Origin of the sequence: Enterobacter asburiae, from assembly GCF_007035645.1 — a bacterium.
Lineage (GTDB): Bacteria > Pseudomonadota > Gammaproteobacteria > Enterobacterales > Enterobacteriaceae > Enterobacter > Enterobacter asburiae_B.
The window spans coordinates 2,280,847-2,297,434 of the sequence record NZ_AP019632.1; the positions used below are offsets into that span (position 1 = coordinate 2,280,847).

15 protein-coding genes are annotated in these 16,588 nt (G+C 54.8%); 7 read left to right on the plus strand and 8 right to left on the minus strand.

Annotation, left to right across the window (positions count from 1 at the left end):
- Nucleotides 1-3: 3 nt before the first annotated feature.
- A complete protein-coding gene (locus FOY96_RS10825) occupies nucleotides 4-1,629 on the plus strand; it encodes an alpha-amylase family protein (protein WP_143347026.1) in 1,626 nt (541 codons plus the stop codon).
- Here the strand turns inward: FOY96_RS10825 and FOY96_RS10830 are convergent, their stop codons facing one another.
- From FOY96_RS10830 to FOY96_RS10845, 4 genes are read right to left on the minus strand one after another with little or no spacing between them, the layout of a single operon-like run.
- Nucleotides 1,630-2,616 carry an SDR family oxidoreductase gene (locus tag FOY96_RS10830; protein WP_048974696.1) on the minus strand — a complete coding sequence of 329 codons (987 nt, stop codon included), beginning with the start codon at nucleotides 2,614-2,616 and terminating at the stop codon, nucleotides 1,630-1,632.
- Nucleotides 2,617-2,633: 17 nt separating this feature from the next.
- Nucleotides 2,634-3,152 (minus strand): 2-oxo-tetronate isomerase, encoded by a 519-nt coding sequence (locus tag FOY96_RS10835; RefSeq protein WP_032657136.1) that lies wholly within the window; start codon nucleotides 3,150-3,152, stop codon nucleotides 2,634-2,636.
- An 11-nt stretch (nucleotides 3,153-3,163) separates the two neighbouring features.
- Entirely contained in the window at nucleotides 3,164-3,610 is a 447-nt protein-coding gene (locus FOY96_RS10840) for a DUF421 domain-containing protein (protein WP_023311671.1), read from the minus strand.
- 9 nt (nucleotides 3,611-3,619) lie between these two features.
- The gene (locus tag FOY96_RS10845) at nucleotides 3,620-4,123 is read right to left on the minus strand and encodes a hypothetical protein (RefSeq protein ID WP_143347027.1); all 504 of its coding nucleotides are present in this window, start codon (nucleotides 4,121-4,123) and stop codon (nucleotides 3,620-3,622) included.
- Nucleotides 4,124-4,261: 138 nt separating this feature from the next.
- Between FOY96_RS10845 and FOY96_RS10850 the strand changes: the two genes are divergently transcribed.
- The 4 genes from FOY96_RS10850 (at nucleotide 4,262) to FOY96_RS10865 (ending at nucleotide 9,799) form a co-directional block, all read left to right on the plus strand.
- Nucleotides 4,262-4,651, plus strand: coding sequence for a YdeI family stress tolerance OB fold protein (locus tag FOY96_RS10850; protein ID WP_143347028.1), 390 nt, complete (start codon nucleotides 4,262-4,264; stop codon nucleotides 4,649-4,651).
- A gap of 64 nt (nucleotides 4,652-4,715) precedes the next feature.
- Entirely contained in the window at nucleotides 4,716-5,600 is an 885-nt protein-coding gene (locus FOY96_RS10855; protein ID WP_033145496.1) for an SDR family oxidoreductase, read from the plus strand.
- A 181-nt stretch (nucleotides 5,601-5,781) separates the two neighbouring features.
- Complete coding sequence (locus FOY96_RS10860; RefSeq protein WP_033145495.1) at nucleotides 5,782-6,705, plus strand: LysR substrate-binding domain-containing protein; 924 nt, start codon at nucleotides 5,782-5,784, stop codon at nucleotides 6,703-6,705.
- Between the two features lie 712 nt (nucleotides 6,706-7,417).
- Complete coding sequence (locus FOY96_RS10865) at nucleotides 7,418-9,799, plus strand: glucose/quinate/shikimate family membrane-bound PQQ-dependent dehydrogenase (protein ID WP_143347029.1); 2,382 nt, start codon at nucleotides 7,418-7,420, stop codon at nucleotides 9,797-9,799.
- Nucleotides 9,800-9,847: 48 nt separating this feature from the next.
- Here FOY96_RS10865 and FOY96_RS10870 read toward each other — a convergent pair whose 3' ends face one another.
- From FOY96_RS10870 to FOY96_RS10880, 3 genes are all read right to left on the minus strand, one after another.
- Nucleotides 9,848-11,539: a methyl-accepting chemotaxis protein gene (locus tag FOY96_RS10870; protein ID WP_047647760.1), complete on the minus strand. Its 1,692-nt coding sequence runs from the start codon at nucleotides 11,537-11,539 to the stop codon at nucleotides 9,848-9,850.
- A gap of 160 nt (nucleotides 11,540-11,699) precedes the next feature.
- Complete coding sequence (locus FOY96_RS10875) at nucleotides 11,700-12,818, minus strand: S-(hydroxymethyl)glutathione dehydrogenase/class III alcohol dehydrogenase (RefSeq protein ID WP_033146534.1); 1,119 nt, start codon at nucleotides 12,816-12,818, stop codon at nucleotides 11,700-11,702.
- Nucleotides 12,819-12,849: 31 nt separating this feature from the next.
- Complete coding sequence (locus FOY96_RS10880) at nucleotides 12,850-13,125, minus strand: metal/formaldehyde-sensitive transcriptional repressor (protein ID WP_003857256.1); 276 nt, start codon at nucleotides 13,123-13,125, stop codon at nucleotides 12,850-12,852.
- Nucleotides 13,126-13,354: 229 nt separating this feature from the next.
- On the opposite strand from FOY96_RS10880, the gene FOY96_RS10885 reads away from it, so the two are divergent.
- Nucleotides 13,355-13,978 (plus strand): phospholipase D family nuclease, encoded by a 624-nt coding sequence (locus FOY96_RS10885; RefSeq protein WP_269473782.1) that lies wholly within the window; start codon nucleotides 13,355-13,357, stop codon nucleotides 13,976-13,978.
- 403 nt (nucleotides 13,979-14,381) lie between these two features.
- Here FOY96_RS10885 and FOY96_RS10890 read toward each other — a convergent pair whose 3' ends face one another.
- Nucleotides 14,382-14,813 carry a hypothetical protein gene (locus tag FOY96_RS10890; RefSeq protein WP_143347030.1) on the minus strand — a complete coding sequence of 144 codons (432 nt, stop codon included), beginning with the start codon at nucleotides 14,811-14,813 and terminating at the stop codon, nucleotides 14,382-14,384.
- A gap of 1,136 nt (nucleotides 14,814-15,949) precedes the next feature.
- On the opposite strand from FOY96_RS10890, the gene FOY96_RS10895 reads away from it, so the two are divergent.
- The gene (locus FOY96_RS10895; protein ID WP_143347031.1) at nucleotides 15,950-16,579 is read left to right on the plus strand and encodes a hypothetical protein; all 630 of its coding nucleotides are present in this window, start codon (nucleotides 15,950-15,952) and stop codon (nucleotides 16,577-16,579) included.
- Nucleotides 16,580-16,588 lie beyond the last annotated feature (9 nt).

The following is a 16,588-nucleotide window of genomic DNA, read 5'->3' on the forward strand; positions in this document are numbered from 1 at the left end:
GCTATGACCGACTGGCATACACGAGCCATTATTTATCAGATTGATACCGCGCTATTTTATGATTTGAACGGCGATGGCTGCGGGGACATCGCCGGGATCGCGGCCAAGCTGCGCTATATACGCCGCATGGGGGCGACGGTCATCTGGATCACCCCGTTTTACCTCACGCCCTTTCTCGATGAAGGCTACGACGTCAGCGACCACCTTCAGGTGGATCCCCGCTTCGGAAAGCTGGCCGATATCATCGCCTTTATCGAGCAGGCCCGCGAGCTGGGCATGCAGGTCATTATCGAGCTGCTGATCCAGCACACGTCGGACGCGCATCCCTGGTTCCAGCAGGCCCGCCGCAACCCGGCGTCACCCTATCGTGATTACTACCTCTGGTCGGATAACGACGAGGACGATACGCCCCCCATGTTTCCCGGCGTGGAAAAGAGCATCTGGAGCTGGGACGACGAGGCGGGACAATACTACCGGCACATGTTTTATCGCCACGAGCCGGATCTGAACCTCACCTCGCCCGCGGTGCTTAAAGAGATTGAAAACATCATCCTCTTCTGGCTCAAGCTGGGCGTGTCGGGATTTCGCCTCGATGCCGCGTCCCACCTCACCACCCAGGCAGGAAATGGTGATGAAAAAAAGGGTCTGTGGATCCTCGAACATATGCGGCGTCTTATCGAAGAGCGCAATCCGGACGCGATCCTGCTGGGCGAAGTTGACGTAGACGTTGAGGCCTATAAAGACTACTTCGGCAATAACGACCGTCTGAATCTGGTGCTCAATTTCTGGCTCAACAAGTATTTCTACGTCAGCCTGGCCCGCAAAAGCGCCCGCCCGCTGCGCAATGCGGTGAAGAAGATGATCGTCCCGCCTGACTCCTGCTGTTTTGCCAACTGGCTGCGCAATCACGACGAGCTGGATCTGGAAGGCATCAGTCAGAAAGACAAACAGTTTGTCCTCGATACCTTCGCCCCTGATGAGGAGATGAACGTCTATCAGCGCGGGATCCGCCGCCGCCTGGCGCCGATGCTCAACGGCGATCGGAAGCGGCTGGCGTTCTGCCACGCGGTGCTGTTTTCCCTGCCGGGTGTCCCGGTGATGCGCTACGGCGACGAGATAGGCATGGGTGACGACCTGGATCTGGAGGAGCGCTACGCCGTCCGCACCCCGATGCAGTGGGCAGGATCGCAAGGAGGTGGTTTCTCTGCAGCTGACCCGGAAAAGTTTATCGCGCCGATTATCGACCATGGCCCTTACCGCTATCAGAAAGTCAACGTCGCCGATTCGCTGCTTCACCACAACTCGCTCCTGCACCGGATCATCGATATTGCCACTACCCGCTCGGAGTTCCCCGAAATTGCCGTTGCGCCCTTTCGCATTATCACAATCGATGATGACGCGGTGCTGGGGCTTTATTACGAGACCGACGAGCGCAGCATCCTGACCTTCGTCAACTTCAGCGACCAGCCGGTGCAGTTCACCGCCAAAGGGATCCGCAACGCCACCTGGACCGCCTGTCTCGAGGACAAGCGCTACGATGACGCGCTGATTTGCGGTAAAACCGTTCAGCTCAGCCTTGGCGGCTACGGCTATCGCTGGTTCTGGACGCACCGTAGCGCGCTGCGCTGACTACGGTTTCCGGCGAGTTATCAGACGCGTCAGCACTATTCCCGCCACCGCGAGGGCGCCAAGGGCCACTTTCCCCGGCATGCCGGAGGTGACGGACGGCGCGCGGGTTTTCGCCTCGTCAGTAAAGCGGCCATGGATTTTATGCAGATCGTTAACCGGCTGGTCGAGGTAGTCCCGGCGATCCGGCGCGTTGAGATCGTCGGTCATCTGGCCTTCCCAGGCCTTTTTCACCATCAGCCGGTCAAGAAAACCGGGGAAGAAAAATTGCCCGACGATGGACTGGATGGTGCTGCTGCCAACCCACAGCTCGCGCACCGGCTTTTGCGCCACCCTGAAGATGGCGCTGGCGGCCACCTCAGGCTCAAAGACCGGCGGCACCGGGCGCATCGCCCAGGCGAACTTATTCCTCGCCCATTCGAACTGCGGGGTATTGAGCCCCGGCATCTGGACCATCGAAAGCTGAACCCGGCTGTTCTCATGCATCAGCTCGGTACGCACCGCATCGGTGAACCCACGGATCGCCGCTTTTGCCCCGCAGTAGGCTGACTGCAGCGGAATGGAACGGTAGGCCAGCGCGGAGCCCACCTGGATAATCACCCCCCTGTCGCGCGGAACCATTAGCTCGAGCGCGGCGCGAGTGCCGTTCACGTAGCCGAGGTACGTCACCTCAGTCACGCGCCGAAACTCGTCCGGCGTGAGGGTACGAAACGGCGCCAGAATGGCCCCCATCGCGTTGTTCACCCAGACATCAATCGCGCCGAGGCGATACTCAATTTCGTTAGCGGCATCCACCACCGCCTGGCTGTCGGCGACGTCCGCCTGCACGGCGTGGGCATTAACGCCAAAGCGCCGTAGCTCCTCCTGGGTAGAGTGCAGGCTGGCCTCATCGCGGGCGATGAGCCCCACGTCGTAACCCGCCTTTGCAAAGTGCAGCGCCGTGGCTTTTCCCACGCCCGCCGTCCCGCCGGTAATCACTATGACAGCCATAGAACCTCCACCTGAGTTTATCCGTTATTCCCGTCCGACAAGGTTGTCACCAGTTCAGCCAGCGAGTAATGCACCGCTTTTTCGACCACATCCTGACAGTCACCGGAGAAAAGCACGGTGCGGGTCTTCGTCTCGCCGCGTATGTTCCACGCGAAGCAGACCGTCCCCGCCGCCGTGCCGTCGTCGCCCCCTTCCGGACCCGCGTAGCCGCTGATGGCGATGCTGATATCGGCCTGGGCGATGTCGCGGATACTGGCGGCCATTTCGGTTACCGTCTGCTCGCTCACGGCCGTAAACCGCTCAAGCGTCTCGGGACGCACGCCGAGGATCCGCGCTTTAGCTTCATCGCTGAACACGACCAGCCCAACATCATAAAATTCGGCGGTGTTTTCCTCTGCGCAAAGCGCCACCGAGAGTTTTCCGCCCGTGCAGGACTCCGCGGTGGTTAAGCGAAGCCCGAGATCGGTTAATTTGCTCGCCAGCTTTTTCGTCAGTTCACCCACGGTATTATTGCTGTCGTGAAAAAGATTGCTCATCTTGCCGCCTCTTATTTCTCGAAAGGAATGATTGAAATATGCCCATTGCGCTCAAGTATGGCATATTTAATGTCGCTTATTTCCGTAATGCCATTATTTTGGCGCGCTGACACCAGAATATCATCACAGGACACGTCAACTTTTTTCAGTTTATCGGCTAACGGCACGCCGTTCTCCACCAGAATAACAGGCGTGCCATCCAGAATATTCTCCACCGGAGAAAAATACTTCTTCATTAGCCCGAAAATAATATCTACTACCACCAGCGTGGTAATGGTAATCATCGCGCCGGTGACGGAAAAATCCTGTCCGAGAAGCGCCTGCTGTGTGGCTTCACTAATTATCAGGAGCAGAATGAGATCGAAGCTGGTCATCTGCAGCAGCGCGCGACGCCCGGCCACTTTAAATACCACCACCAGAAACAGATAAATAGCCAGCGCGCGAAAGACCATATCCATATCAGCCTCCTACGGATAAATAAATTGCCAGATGTTAATTTCCGGCTCGCTGTTGACGCGGATGACGGTTTTCCATTTACCGGCTCTGGAAGGTGTCGTGAAGAGTAACACGGAGAAGCTGTCTGTTTTTTTCAGGTTGTTATAGACAAAATAGAGAGTCTTCCCGCGGCTGAACATAGCGTCCGGCTGCGGCCAGACGCTGCCGGGCTCATACGCATCGCTGCTCTCGCTGGTCATGCTGAGGACATACTTCCCCTCGCTCTGCACCGGAAACGCGAGCGCCATCGGGGTCTCTGTCTCCCGTCGTCCAAAGCGTTCATAGTCTATGGTCAATGATTTAGAGGAATTCGTTTTGACCGTGTCGCTGACCATTCCGCTGGAAAACAGACCGGCAATCGCCGCGACGATAATACCCAGCAGAACAATAAAACCCACCTGACGAAACGCGTATTCAAACGTCAGCAAACGGTAACTCTCATCTATCCCGGGTAACTTTTCATTTTCACGCTTCATGGTCATCGTCACCGTTTCGCTTATTATCCGATAATTTTGATTTCTAACGCGAATGTTTTTAGGACTTATCACATTTGCCACATAAAGGAATAGCAACAATACTTAATAAGTCAAGACACGCAAAATGAAGGATATCGGATGAAATTATCACTTATTTCCGCTTTATTGATATTTCTGGCTCCGGCCGCATGGGCAGATAATAACGGGGGTTTACAAAAAGGCGAAGCACCACCGCCTCCCCACGCGCTTGATAGCGGATATCGCGGAACCGACGACGCGCGTATTATGACCATCAAGCAGGCAAAAGAATTGCACGATGGTGCGACAATTTCATTACGCGGTAATCTTATTGACGGTAGCGGCGATAAGTTTGTATTTCAGGATAAAACCGGAAAAATCGACGTTATTATTCCCCAGGCAGTCTTCGACGGCAGAACGGTAAAACCCGACCAGATGATCAGTATCAACGGTTCGCTTGATAAAAAATCATCTCCTGCCGTCGTCCGTGTAGATCGTTTGCAGAAATAATTCAGCGAAGCGTTAACGCTGCAGTTATCCATCAAATCTCACCCCTTGGCTTAAGGAGTCAGCTATGAGTGATACTAAACAACGTACGAACGCTTACCCGCAGCCCCCGTTCCCGGAACAGCCGCAAACGCCGCCGGGACTGGCATCCGAAATGCAGCCCGTACCCGACCACGGGGAACAAAGCTATAAAGGGCATGGCCGCCTTGCCGGCAAAAAAGCGCTGATTACCGGCGGTGACTCCGGCATTGGTCGCGCGGTCGCTATCGCCTATGCGCGTGAAGGCGCTGACGTTGCCATTAACTACCTGCCCGAAGAGGAAAAAGACGCCGCTGAGGTCATCGAGCTGATCGAAGCGGAAGGCCGCAAGGCCATCGCGTTGCCGGGTGACGTCCGGGACGAAACCTTCTGTCAGAATCTGGTCGAAGAAGCCGTGTCGAAACTGGGCGGGCTGGACATTCTGGTCAACAACGCCGGCCGTCAGCAGTTCCGTGAATCGCTTGAGGAACTGACCACGGAAGATTTTGACGCAACGTTTAAAACCAACGTTTACGCTCCGTTCTGGATCACCAAGGCGGCCCTGCGCCACCTGAAAGCGTCGTCCGTTATCATTAATACCTCCTCCGTTCAGGCGGTGAAGCCCAGCCCCGTGCTGCTGGACTACGCCCAGACGAAAGCCTGTCTGGCGGTGTTTACCAAATCCTTAGCCAAGCAGCTGGGTCCGAAAGGCATTCGCGTCAACGCGGTTGCTCCTGGCCCTTACTGGACGGTTCTGCAGTCCAGCGGCGGGCAGCCGATGGAAAAAGTGAAGGAGTTCGGTGGCGACACCCCGCTGGGACGTCCGGGCCAGCCCGTCGAGATTGCCCCGCTGTACGTCACGCTGGCCTCGGATGAATGTTCATTTACGTCCGGCCAGGTGTGGTGCTCCGATGGCGGCGACGGCGTGATCTAAACCGGTAGACGATACCCCTCCGCAGTGAGCAATAAACGAACAAGGATGTTCGCTTTTATTCCCCCGCCAAAAAACATGTTGTAACTCAAACAGATCAAATGTTAAAAATATTTTGCTATCAGGTTATCAAAATTAAACAACTTAACTTGTCACCCGCATCGCTCTGTTTTTAACATCGCCTATGGAAAAAAATGGTCTGTTCAGTCAGCGCATACGCTTGCGCCATTTGCATACATTTGTGGCCGTCGCTCAACAGGGAACGCTGGGGCGTGCGGCTGAAACTCTCAACCTGAGCCAGCCTGCGCTCTCAAAAACCCTCAACGAGCTGGAACAGCTGACCGGTGCCCGTCTTTTTGACCGCGGCCGGCTGGGGGCGCAGCTTACCATTGTGGGCGAACAATTCCTCACGCACGCCGTGAAAGTGCTGGATGCGCTCAATACCGCAGGCCAGTCCCTGCACCGAAAAGAAGAGCAATCCAGTGAGGTGGTGCGCGTGGGCGCTCTGCCTACCGCGGCGCTGGGCATTCTTCCGCCCGTTATCGGCCAGTTCCACAAGCAGCAGCGGCATACCACGATTCAGGTCGCCACCATGAATAACACCATGCTGCTCGCGGGGCTGAAATCCGGCGAACTGGATCTCGGAATCGGCCGCATGTCCGACCCTGAGCTGATGGGCGGTCTCAACTATGAACTGCTGTTCCTGGAGTCTCTGAAGCTGGTGGTTCGTCCCGATCACCCCCTGCTGCAGGACACGGTAACATTAAGCCGCGTGATGGAGTGGCCGGTAGTGGTCTGCCCAAAAGGGACCGTTCCCCGCCAGACCGCCGAAACCTTGCTGCAAATGCAGGGGTGTACGCTGCCCTCAGGGTGTATCGAAACGCTATCGGCCTCGCTTTCACGGCAGCTTACGCTGGATTATGACTACGTCTGGTTCGTCCCCTCCGGTGCGGTGAAAGATGATTTACGTCAGGGAACGCTGATCGCCCTGCCGATTACCTCCCCCGGCCCCGGTGAACCTATCGGCATTTTGACCCGCGTAGACACGCCGCTTTCAACGGGCGCGCAGACGCTGCTGAGCGCTATCCGTAAATCAATGCCGGTCTGACAACTTTCGCCCTCCTCATCCTAACCCTCTCCCCAACGGGGCGAGGGTTCACCAGCCATTTTCCCACCCGAAGCGATAAATATTGCCTCAGGAAAATGAAGAACTTACAGCGACGCTCTGGTCCGGCTGTAAATCGCCGAAGCGTTTCCGCAAGGCCGGGGCGAGGCGCAGGGATGCGCCGAGAGGGCGTGGCCTGCAGGGATGCAGGCTCATGCCCGACCCGATAGCCTGAAGGAATAAGCTGAGGACAAAATTGCCGGGAGCAATTTTGGACAGCGCCTGCGCTGGCCCTGAAAGGGTGAGCCCCAGGGATGGGGCGAGCAATCCGCGAAGCGGCGATTTACCGCCGGGAGCCCGGGTTGCCAGGGCGGTGGCGATTGAGCCGCCCTGGCACGTTCACAGGCCATGTCGTTACAGAGTAGCAAGAAACATAAAGTGAACGGAATGACCACCACAGCCGTATGTTCCCCCTCACCCCAGCCCTCTCCCTCAAGGGAGAGGGGCCGTCTTGCGCGCTAATCAATTAATGCGAAATCATTCATTAACAATTGCGTAAAACAATTTAACAGTTTTATCATAGCGACGAATTCACCAAATGGTTCGTAAATAATTTTACAACTCCGAATTCACCCGTATTAATCATTCTTCCCTCCGCATTTATTACCCAACTGGTACACACCCAGCACGACGGGGGGATCTTAAGGAGACAGAAATGGCATTTGGCAGCGCGCCACGTGGGATACCGCGTATCCTGCAGTGGCTCCTTGCCGGACTGATGTTGCTCATCGGTCTGGCAGTCGGCGGGCTGGGCTTTAAGCTCGTCACCGTAGGCGGAAGTGGATACTTCCTGATAATGGGCGTGGTGATGGTGATTGCCGCGATCCTGATTTTCCTCAATCGCAGCAGCGGGATCGTACTTTACGCCATCGCCTTTATTGCCTCGCTGTTCTGGGCGGTAGGCGATGCGGGCTGGGATTTCTGGCCGCTCTTCTCTCGCCTGTTTACCTTTGCCGTACTGGCCTTCCTCTGCGCCATCGTCTGGCCTTTCCTGCGCGCGGCAAACCACAGCGCCGCGAACAAGGCTCCCGCTTTTGGCGTCGCGGCCGTGCTCGCGGTGGCGCTGCTGGTCAGCCTGGGCTGGATGTTTAAGCCGCAGACCCTCGTGGCAGCGAACGAGCCCGTTCCGGTGAAACCCGTCGCCCCCGGCGAGCAGCAAAAGAACTGGGCGCACTGGGGCAATACCACCCACGGCGACCGTTTTGCCGCGCTGGACCAGATTAACAAGCAAAACGTCCGCGATCTGAAAGTCGCGTGGGTTGCGCACACCGGCGATATTCCGCAGAGCAACGGCTCCGGCGCGGAAGATCAGAACACGCCATTGCAGATTGGCGACACGCTGTACGTCTGTACCCCGTACAGTAAAGTGCTGGCGCTGGACGTGGATTCCGGCAAAGAAAAATGGCGCTACGATTCCAAAGCCACGGCGCCTAACTGGCAGCGCTGCCGCGGTCTGGGCTATTTTGAAGACCATTCCAGCGTGACAACGTCACAGGCAGAGACACAGCCTGCGGCATGCCCTCGCCGCCTGTTCCTGCCGACCACCGACGCCCGCCTGATTGCCATCAACGCGGATGACGGCAAGGTCTGCGAAGACTTCGGTGACCATGGCACCGTGGATCTGAGCGTCGGCATGGGCGAGATCAAGCCCGGGTATTATCAGCAGACCTCCACGCCGCTGGTCGCAGGCAATGTTGTTGTCGTCGGCGGTCGCGTCGCGGATAACTACTCCACCGGCGAACCGCCGGGCGTGGTGCGCGCCTACGACGTTCACACCGGTAAACTGGCGTGGGCGTGGGATCCGGGTAATCCAAAACTGACCGGCCTGCCGCCGGAAGGCCAGACCTACACCCGCGGCACGCCGAACGTCTGGTCAGCAATGTCTTACGACGCTAAGCTGAACCTGATCTACCTGCCAACCGGCAACGCCACCCCGGACTTCTGGGCGGGCGAACGTACCGCGCTGGACGATAAGTACAGTTCCTCCATCGTCGCCGTCGACGCGACCACCGGTCAGGTGCGCTGGCATTTCCAGACGACCCACCACGACCTGTGGGACTTTGACCTGCCTTCCCAGCCGCTGCTGTACGATCTGCCCGACGGTAAGGGCGGCACCACGCCCGTGCTGGTGCAGACCAGCAAGCAGGGCATGATCTTCATGCTTAACCGCGAAACCGGCAAGCCGGTGGCGAAGGTAGAAGAACGTCCCGTTCCGGCGGGTAACGTTGAGGGTGAACGCTACTCTCCGACCCAGCCGTATTCCGTGGGCATGCCGATGATTGGCAACCAGACGCTGACCGAATCCGACATGTGGGGGGCGACGCCTGTCGACCTGCTGCTGTGCCGCATTCAGTTTAAAGAGATGCGTCATCAGGGCGTCTTCACTCCGCCGGGTCTCGACCGTTCCCTGCAGTTCCCTGGCTCACTCGGCGGGATGAACTGGGGCAGCGTCTCCGTTGACCCGAACAACAGCCTGATGTTCGTCAACGATATGCGCCTGGGCCTGGCAAACTACATGGTGCCGCGCGCTAACGTGGCGAAAAACGCCAGCGGCATCGAGATGGGCATCGTACCGATGGACGGGACGCCGTTCGGCGCGATGCGCGAACGCTTCCTGTCGCCGCTGGGCATTCCGTGCCAGAAGCCGCCGTTTGGCACCATGTCGGCCGTTGACCTGAAAACCGGCAAGCTGGTGTGGCAGGTCCCTGTCGGCACGGTGGAAGATACCGGCCCGCTGGGCATTCGTATGCACATGCCAATCCCAATCGGCATGCCGACGCTGGGCGCATCGCTCTCTACCCAGTCCGGCCTGCTGTTCTTCGCCGGCACGCAGGATTTCTACCTGCGCGCGTTTGATACCGCCACCGGGAAAGAGATCTGGAAAGACCGTCTGCCGGTCGGCAGCCAGTCCGGCCCGATGACCTACGTGTCGCCGAAAACCGGTAAGCAGTATATCATCATCAACGCCGGGGGCGCCCGACAGTCACCGGATCGCGGGGATTACGTTATCGCGTACGCGTTACCCGATAAGCAATAAGATGTGAAAAAGGGACCGAAAGGTCCCTTTTTTTTGCCCGGTGGCGACTCAGAACGTCTCCCAGTTATCCCCGGAAACCGTCGCCGCCGGACGCAACGGCGCGTTCTTCGCCACTGGCGCAGACGTCACCACGCGGCCCGACTTTGCACCGCTCAGACGAAACGCCCCGACCGCCTCGGTCAGACGCGCGCCCTGTTCTTCCAGAGACGCGGCGGCCGCAGAGGCTTCTTCCACCAGCGAGGCGTTCTGCTGGGTCACTTTATCCATCTCAGAAATCGCCTGGCTCACCTGCACGATACCGCGGCTCTGCTCATCGGACGCGGCGGCAATCTCCAGCATGATGTCGGTCACGCGTTTAACCGCTTCGACGATTTCATTCATGGTGTTACCGGCAGCCACGACCTCGCCGGAGCCCTGGTCGATCAGCGAGACCGATTCGTTAATCAGGCTTTCGATCTCTTTTGCGGCATTCGCACTGCGGCTTGCAAGGGTTCGGACTTCGCTTGCCACCACGGCAAAACCGCGCCCCTGCTCGCCCGCCCGCGCCGCTTCTACCGCCGCGTTAAGCGCCAGGATATTGGTCTGGAACGCAATGCTGTTGATGACGGCGGTGATCTCGGAGATTTTTTTCGAACTGGTGGAGATATTGCCCATGGTTTTGACCACGCCGGAGACCATCTGTCCGCCGCGGCTGGCTTTCCCGGAGGCATCTTCCGCAAGCTTGCTGGCATGATGGGCGTTATCGGCGTTCTGTTTCACCGTCGCGGTCAGCTGTTCCATGCTTGCGGCGGTTTGCTCAATGGCGGCGGCCTGCTGCTCGGTGCGCGAAGAGAGATCGGTGTTACCGGCAGAAATCTCGCTCGTGCCGCGGTAGATCTCCTCCGCCCCCTGACGTACGGTGCCCACCGTGTTTTCAAGCGAGTGCTGCATGGTTTGCAGATCGCGCGTCAGGCGGCCAATTTCGCTGCGCCCGGCCACGTCGTCCGGCATCGTCAGGTCGCCTTTGGCAATATTCTCGATACGTTTCGCTGCACGCTGCAAAGGATTGATTACCGTGCGGCGCAGCACGACAAAGGTCATCGCCGTCAGCACCAGCGCCAGCGCAAACGCGCCCACCATAAACATCAGGCCCAGCTGCGTGCGGCTGTGCGCCTGCGCCGTCAGCGCATTGGCACGCTCGGTGCGGATCTTAATCGCCTTCAGCAGCACGGCGTTATAAGCGTCATCCAGCGGCCGCGCCGTTTCGTTTTCGTGGTTGATAATCGCTTCGAACATGCCGTTTTTGGCGAATTTCACCATCGGCTGCATGCCCGCGATATAGGCGTCGTACCGCGCCTTGAGATCCTCATCCAGCGCTGCACCCTCAGCGGTACGCACGGCACGATTCATATAGGCGGTAAAGCTCTCCTGGGACTGCTTAATGCGCGTTTCCGCCTCGCTGATGTTCTGCTTCATCGCATCCATCTCCGCGATACGGCTTGCCGCACCGGCGTGGATCAGATTGATACGCGCGGTACGCAGATGGTTTGAGCTGTTCGACAGCCCCATACGCACCTGAATTTCGGACGTGACATCCTGCTGATCGTTATCGGCCTGCAGCAGGAAATACCCCGCCAGACCCGAGCTCAAGGCGAACAGAAGAATAATGCCACCGAGAATGGAGGAAAACAGCGGAACCAGCCTGATGTGATGCAAGAAGCTCAGCTTGCGCTGCGCCTGCATCGAAGTAGTGTTGTCCATGACCGTCGACTCTCTTATAGGTAAGATGCGTAAAAACATGCGTGTTAAATAGTCATCGGCACGGTGGGGATTTAGATTACGGCTAAAAACGCCGCACTGGTCACACTTTAGAGAAGATTATTAAAGAAACGCCAGCGGTGAAAAACCGCTGGCAGAAGAGTTACTTGTCGCCGAAATGAATGACGGTACGGATGGATTTTCCTTCGTGCATCAGATCGAACGCGTCGTTGATCTGCTCCAGCGGCAAACGGTGGGTAATGAACGGGTCGAGCTGAATCTTGCCGACCATAGCATCTTCAACCATACCCGGAAGCTGGGTACGGCCCTTCACGCCGCCAAACGCGGAACCGCGCCATACGCGACCGGTGACCAGCTGGAACGGACGGGTTTTAATCTCCTGGCCCGCGCCGGCCACGCCAATGATGATGCTCTCGCCCCAGCCTTTGTGGCAGCATTCCAGCGCGGAACGCATCACGTTCACGTTGCCGATACATTCGAAGCTGAAGTCAACGCCGCCGTCGGTCATCTCAACGATGACGTCCTGAATCGGTTTTTCGTGATCTTTCGGGTTAACGAAATCGGTCGCGCCCATTTCACCCGCCAGCCTGAATTTCTCCGGGTTGGTGTCGACCGCGATGATACGCCCGGCCTTCGCCTGCACCGCGCCCTGAATCACCGCCAGACCAATGCCGCCGAGACCGAACACCGCCACGGTGTCGCCCTCTTTGACTTTTGCCGTGTTATGCACCGCACCAATACCGGTGGTCACGCCGCAGCCCAGCAGGCAGACTTTATCCAGCGGCGCCTGCGGGTTCACCTTCGCCAGGGAAATTTCCGCGCAAACGGTGTACTCGCTGAAGGTGCTGGTGCCCATGTAGTGATAAACAGGCTCGCCGTTATAGGAGAAACGGGTGGTACCGTCCGGCATCAGCCCTTTCCCCTGAGTGGCGCGAACCGCCTGGCAGAGGTTGGTTTTACCGGATTTACAGAACTTACACTCGCCGCACTCCGCGGTGTACAGCGGGATAACGTGATCGCCAGGCTTCAGGCTGGTCACGCCCTCGCCCACTTCCACCACAATCCCGCCGCCTTCATGACCCAGCACCGCCGGGAAGACGCCTTCCGGATCGTCACCGGAGAGCGTAAACGCATCGGTATGGCACACGCCGGTATGGGTGATTTTGATCAGCACTTCGCCTTTCTTCGGCGGTGCCACGTCGATTTCAACGATTTTCAGCGGCTGGCCGGGACCAAATGCAACTGCAGCGCGAGATTTCATCATGTCTTCCCTTTTTGTCAGGTGTGTGGGTTTATTTTAGATAAGAGCGCAGCAAATGGCCGACTTCTGCCATGCGTACGGCTCGCTGATCCGGCGTGGTTTCCCCCGTCACCAGCTCATCTTTGAGGTGAATTTCCACCATTTCGCCCATCAGGCCATTGGCAGCCCCGCGCACGGCGGCGATTTGCTGCAAAATGGCCAGACAGGGGTCGCCCGACTCCAGCGCGCGTTCAAGGGCATCAACCTGACCCCGAATGCGGCGGACGCGAGTAAGAATACGTTTTTTATCTTCGGGTGAATGCGGCATACGCCCTCCTGATACTATAGGGGGGTATGGTATTTTACTTACCTGGCGATGTAAACCTTCTATTTCCGTTGCAAAATCAGTGTATCTACCGCATATCATCAAGCAAGAGAATGAAACCTAAAAATATATAACCATATGAAATATATAATTTTTTAATAACATTATTTGCCTAACCGAATTGAAGATCCTGTTGTTTAGTGACGATTTCATATACAACAGGAGTTAACACATGGCATGGAACAAACACGCTGCGGCCCTGCATGCACGCCAGAGTGCCGGCATGTCATCGCAAAAACGCTGTGGTGAATTTACTCGCAAGGCAATACGAGCAGGTGGCGTGGATATTGGAAATGCACCCAGTGCAAAAGACTATGGCAGTAACCTTGAACGAGCAGGTTTTCGAGTTTTAGGGCAAGGTGAAACATTTTCTGCGTCTCAGAACGCGTTACAGCTCGTTTTGGGCACCATTAACAGCGCCAGGCGCAACATTGACGCTGCGGCTTACAGCTTCACCAGTAAGGCGGCGGCGCTCGTCGCCGCCAAAAAACGCGGAGTGGCCGTGCGGGTAGTTGCTGATGAAAAGAGTAACACCGGCAAATACACCGCCGTTACGTTCCTTGCAAACCAGGGCGTGCCGGTGCGGCTTAATGGCCGGTACGCAATCATGCACAATAAATTTATGGTTGTGGATGGCAACACGGTGCAAACCGGATCATTTAACTACACGGCCAGCGCCGTAAGCCGCAACGCCGAAAACATTCTGCTGATCAAGGAGGTTCCGGATCTGGCTGCAACGTACCAGGAGGAATTTAACAGGCTCTGGAACGAATCTGAAAATATTATAAAACCTTAACCAGTTATCACTAAGGTGATAGTATTCAGACGCATAATTTCATGTCTATATAAAAAAGGATTTTTAATGGAAATTCGATATGTATTTTACATTATTATAATAACCATTGGCACAATATATTATTTTAACAGTAAAAAGCAGATAGCAAAAATTGGCTTTCCGCTAGCAATCTTTCACATTGCCTGTGTTTATATGGCAATGCTGTCAGGATTTAACATTTACATAGTTTCATTAATCTATTTGATAATCTGGATAGCTGGATTAGTTACCTATAAAATCAATATAAACATAACATTAGCAATATATGCCTTATCCATTATTTCATTTTTTGGATGGACCATAGTTATGGTAACTCATTGACAAACACATTACTGAAAGCCCCGTCTCCGGACGGGGCTTTTTTTTATCCGACTTCCAGCCAGGCTTTTATCCCCTGCCGGTGCAATCCTTTCAGGATTTCGATCACTTCAGCGGCAGTGTGGCCACTGTAATTCTGGCGTGTAATCCCCTCCTCCGATGCCGTCACAATGATGGTTTCCAGTGTTTCCGCAGCCAGTTCGCGCAGATCGCGTAACGTCATCCCTGTATCGCGTGAGTGCATGCAGCGAGTGATCTGGTTTGCTACCTCCTGACAAAGCTCCTCGACAGCCTCACGGTATGCCAGGCGATGGCAGCGGTTATTTTCGATATCGCTAATCAGTTTTGCGATAGCTGTTTTAACGGTTTTGACTTCTGGAAATTTCGTTTTTGTTAAGCCTGACTGCTCCAGCGGGGATACGCTGGTCGCCGGTGCGGCGTTAGGGGCGCTAGTCTGGGTGTGATGGGTCATAGTCATGGGTTCTTTCTCCGTCAGTGTGAATTTCGTCTTCGTGTCGCCTGACGGTTCGGCCTCCCTGCCACAACCTGGCCAGCAAGGGCGCGCAGCGTTCATATCCCCTTGCTGGCCAGGTTGTGAAGGGGAACGATTACCGGAAGCTGATACGAAGGGGAAAGGCATCACAGGAGAAAATGAAGGCCAGCACATCCGGACGTAGCGCCCCTTACGCGGCGGTGGTGAAATGTCTTTCGAAGAGGATAGCGAAGCTACCCCTTTGGGGGCGGGGCAAATAGCCAGCTATTTGGGCGAGTCCGGCGCAGGGCGTGGCGGGGTTTCCTACCTCAGACGCTAGCGAGTAGCCCGAAACCAGCAGGGGTTCGGCGTAGCTTAGCCGGTGCTGGCAGCGGGTTAGCGGAGTGCGGCTCGACGACTGCCCGAAATGGGCAGGAGCCGAAGGGGTCCTTTTGGATAGAATAATCTGAACGTCCAGATGGCGGAAAAGCCGCTGTAATTGCTTTCATTCCCAATCTTTCGTTGGATTAAGTTCTGGGTTACAGTCATTTCGTGCAAATGATATATTGCATAAGCACAGTGCTATTATTCAGGGAGTTATCATCATGGGGATGATTTTGTTACCAGCTTGTATTGTTTTAGTCATATTAGTTATCACTATTGTTGGATTACTTAAAAAGGGTGGCGGTGGCTCTTTTTTTAGAGCGTTATGCCTTGTTGTCGTTGGAGTGGTCCTGTTCATTTATTTTGTTTTACCTTTCTATAGTGGCGGTCATTAATAAATGACCAATATCAACCCAAGAGAACTGTTTTTGTTGTGACCGCTTTGATATAAAAGGGAATTTATGAGTCAATTTTTTGGTTACACCCCATATTTTGGCTGGGGATTTGAATTAATGGTTATCTGTATAATATGGGGACTACCTGCCTTAGCTTTTATTTATTTAAGTTTAATGATTTTCAAATTCGGAACCAGACCTGTGAAAATATCACTATCAGCGTTTATTTGCTTGGTTGCGGTTATTATAATTTATAGAGGATTTTCGAGCTAACACATTATCATTTTAAGTGAGCAGAATCACCTCAACGCCCAGACGGCCGCGATGTATAGAATTTGTTTTATTGACAAAAAAGGAACTTAAATGAGGCGCAACACCGTTAGCTCAAAAATTAAATCATTTATATTGCTCATGATTACATTTTTTTTGCATGGATGCTATTCATTAGATCAAAACGAGTTCTGTCCATTTGGAATGGGACTAAGTGAAGAAGAAGATACCAGTTCGCCTGTGTACGTTGACTCAAATAATATTAAACTGTCCGGACAAGAACAAAAATCTCTTATAAGTAAATCTCATACTTTTTCTGCTAAAATAATAAATGAAACTTATGATGTGGCGGAATATGCATGCACAAATAAAGAAATCCCAGCAAAAATGCAACAGCAAACTCAAGATCTTGCTTTTATATATTTAAATTCTTGGGTTGTGCATCCATGGACATGGAGTGACAACGGCAAGTTACAGCTAAGTATGTTGCATGAAGCATTTAAAGAAAACAACACATTTAATATAATGACAGGAACGTTCTGTGCTGTTGGGTTATGCAACCCCAAAGAGTTTCTTAATTTTTGCAAAACAAAGGAAAGAAATTTTTTGCATAATGAGGAGGCTAACGACGCCCTCGCAAAATTTTATATCTCCAGCCAAAATTATACTAAAACCTACCCAAAAATGAGAACGGTAAGCTATTGCAAGGGGCCAAAGTGGTAAGTACCTTCA